General features: G+C 35.4%; 5 protein-coding genes. All 5 read left to right on the top strand.

Features of this window, described 5'->3' with window-relative positions:
* Nucleotides 1-111, top strand: coding sequence for a LysM peptidoglycan-binding domain-containing protein (locus MVY38_RS08465; RefSeq protein ID WP_297485237.1), 111 nt, complete (start codon nucleotides 1-3; stop codon nucleotides 109-111).
* Nucleotides 104-919 carry a septal ring lytic transglycosylase RlpA family protein gene (locus MVY38_RS08470; RefSeq protein ID WP_297485229.1) on the top strand — a complete coding sequence of 272 codons (816 nt, stop codon included), beginning with the start codon at nucleotides 104-106 and terminating at the stop codon, nucleotides 917-919. Before MVY38_RS08465 ends, MVY38_RS08470 begins: the two co-directional genes overlap by 8 nt.
* Nucleotides 920-923: 4 nt before the next feature.
* On the top strand, nucleotides 924-1,496 hold the full coding sequence (gene hisB, locus MVY38_RS08475) for an imidazoleglycerol-phosphate dehydratase HisB (RefSeq protein WP_297485231.1): 573 nt from the start codon (nucleotides 924-926) through the stop codon (nucleotides 1,494-1,496).
* On the top strand, nucleotides 1,493-1,987 hold the full coding sequence (locus MVY38_RS08480) for an HAD family hydrolase (protein ID WP_297485233.1): 495 nt from the start codon (nucleotides 1,493-1,495) through the stop codon (nucleotides 1,985-1,987). The genes hisB and MVY38_RS08480 overlap by 4 nt, the downstream gene beginning before the upstream one ends.
* A 34-nt stretch (nucleotides 1,988-2,021) precedes the next feature.
* Nucleotides 2,022-2,420: LPS export ABC transporter periplasmic protein LptC (locus tag MVY38_RS08485; RefSeq protein WP_297485235.1), on the top strand; the 399-nt coding region annotated here is incomplete at its 3' end.

The following is a 2,420-nucleotide window of genomic DNA, read 5'->3' on the forward strand; positions in this document are numbered from 1 at the left end:
TTGCTTTCTATAGCCAAGGCGCATCATATTAGCCTAAAAAATTTGAGAGCACAAAACAATATAAAAGGCTCTTTCATAAAAGTTGGTGATAGGTTGAAACTTTATGAATAGAGTTATAGTTTTTTCTACTGTAGCACTGCTTTTACTTGCGGGATGTAGTACAAGAGGACCAGGTGCATACCGTAGTACGAACAATACTCCGATACATGAGTATGTTGATGACAGTAGTGCCTATGCTGCACATTTGGATAAAAAAAAGTACTCACATGCCACAATGCGTCCTTATGTTGTTCGAGGTATTAGATACCACCCTACAGTTGTGAATGTCGGTGATGAGTTTCATGGAAATGCAAGCTGGTATGGTCCGAACTTTCATGGAAAATTGACCTCAAATGGTGAGAGATACAATATGTGGGATATGACCGCTGCACATAAAACTCTGCCAATGAATACTATTGTTCGCGTGACAAATAGAAGAAATGGCAAAAGTGCAGTTGTACGAATAAATGACCGTGGTCCTTTTGTTGCAACGAGAATTATTGACCTTTCAAAAGCTGCAGCATCAAAAATAGGTATGATAGGAACGGGAACTGCTCCCGTGACTCTTGAAGTCTTAGGTTTTGCTGGTAAGGGAAGCCGTACAATTCCGACAAGAAAACAACTTAAAAAATCACCAAAGAGTGTAGAAGTAAGTGGTTATGCCATTCAAATAGCCTCTTTTGTAAACATCAGAGGTGCTATTTTAACTCAAGAAAAGTATGATAAAAAAGATGGATATACAACTGTAATAAAAGATGTACAGAGTAATAATGGACGACTCTTTAAAGTATGGCTTGAGGGATTTAAAAGTGAACAAGAGGCTAGAGATTACAAGGCTAACAGTATATTTAAACACGCATTTATAGTAAAAGAGGATTAAAAACATGATAACAAAAACAAGAACAACAAAAGAGACAGACATTACAGTTTCACTCAAATTAGATGGAACAGGTAAAAGCAATATAGATACTGGTGTGGGATTTTTAGATCACATGCTTGAGAGTTTTACCAAGCACTCTTTAATGGATTTGGATGTTCGTTGTAAGGGCGATACTCATATTGATGATCATCACAGTGTTGAAGATGTTGGAATTGTTATAGGTTCTCTTTTAGCGCAAGCGATTTACCCTGTAAAAAATATGGAACGCTTTGGAAGTGCAAATATTGTAATGGATGAAGCCTGCGTTTCATGTGATTTAGATTTAAGTAACCGTCCATTTTTAGTCTATGAACTTAATGTAGATGGAAAAGTAGGGCAGTTTGACACTGAACTTGTAGAGGAGTTTTTTAGAGCTTTAGCGCTTAATGCAAAAATTAGTATGCACATCATAGAGCAGCGCGGAAAAAACAGACACCACATTATAGAAGCTGCGTTTAAGTCAGTGGCAGTTGCCATTAGACGGGCAACTGCGGCAAATGAAAGAGTGGGAATTCCAAGCACAAAAGATGTACTATGATAAAGCTTTTAGTTTTAGATGTTGATGGATGTTTAACGGATGGTTCACTTTTCTACTCTGCTGAGTGGATAGAGAGTAAAGCTTTTAATGTTAAAGATGGTCTTGGTATTGCCACATGGATTAAAATGGGAAATTATGTTGCCATTATTACAGGTCGCAAATCTAAAATCGTACAAAAGCGTGCTGAAGAACTTGGCGTGCAACATCTTTACCAGGGAATCAATGATAAACAGAGTGTTTTAAAAGAGATTGTGGAAAAATTAGACATCGATTTTGATGAAGTTGCTGTAATAGGTGATGATCTTAATGACTTTAATATGCTGCGTTTAGCAGGAAGAAGTTTTACTCCAAACAACGGAGTAAGTGAAATAAAAGAGATAGTAGATACCGTGCTTAAAAAAAATGGAGGGGAAGGTGCAGTGCGCGAAATGATAGATCTTATAGTAGATGACAATTTGCAAAGAGACCTGTTTCTTTCTGTTTGGATATAAGGGGTAGATTATTAATATCAATATATTTTTAAGCTTGGTTTTTGGTGGTCTTTTAATGATTTTTCTCTTTTTTAAACCTCTGAAATTAAAAGAGCAGCATTTTGTGGATGTGCCACAACTTGAGTTAAAAAACTTTACTATGTATGAGTTTACACCTTTTGGATTGCAAACATATATGCTTGGTTCAAGTGGCACAAAATATGATGATAGGTTTATAGTTAAAGATATTGACTATACCGATAAATCTCCAAAATATATAGCAAATATGCAAGCGCAAAAGGGAATATATAAAAATAATATAGTGACCTTGGAAGGTAATGTTATTTATAGTAGAGATAATGGTTTTCAATTTTCTACACAAAAACTTGTATATAATAAAAAAACTTCCCAAGCCGTTAGTAATGTTGGATATACTGCTAATATTGGAAAAAAT

This window comes from Sulfurimonas sp. (assembly GCF_027056685.1).
GTDB lineage: Bacteria > Campylobacterota > Campylobacteria > Campylobacterales > Sulfurimonadaceae > Sulfurimonas.

Excerpts from the sequence above, each read along its gene's own strand:
- MVY38_RS08470 (WP_297485229.1), top strand. The coding sequence starts at position 104 with ATGAATAGAGTTATAGTTTTTTCTACTGTAGCACTGCTTTTACTTGCG.
- hisB (WP_297485231.1), top strand. The coding sequence starts at position 924 with ATGATAACAAAAACAAGAACAACAAAAGAGACAGACATTACAGTTTCA.
- MVY38_RS08480 (WP_297485233.1), top strand. The coding sequence starts at position 1,493 with ATGATAAAGCTTTTAGTTTTAGATGTTGATGGATGTTTAACGGATGGT.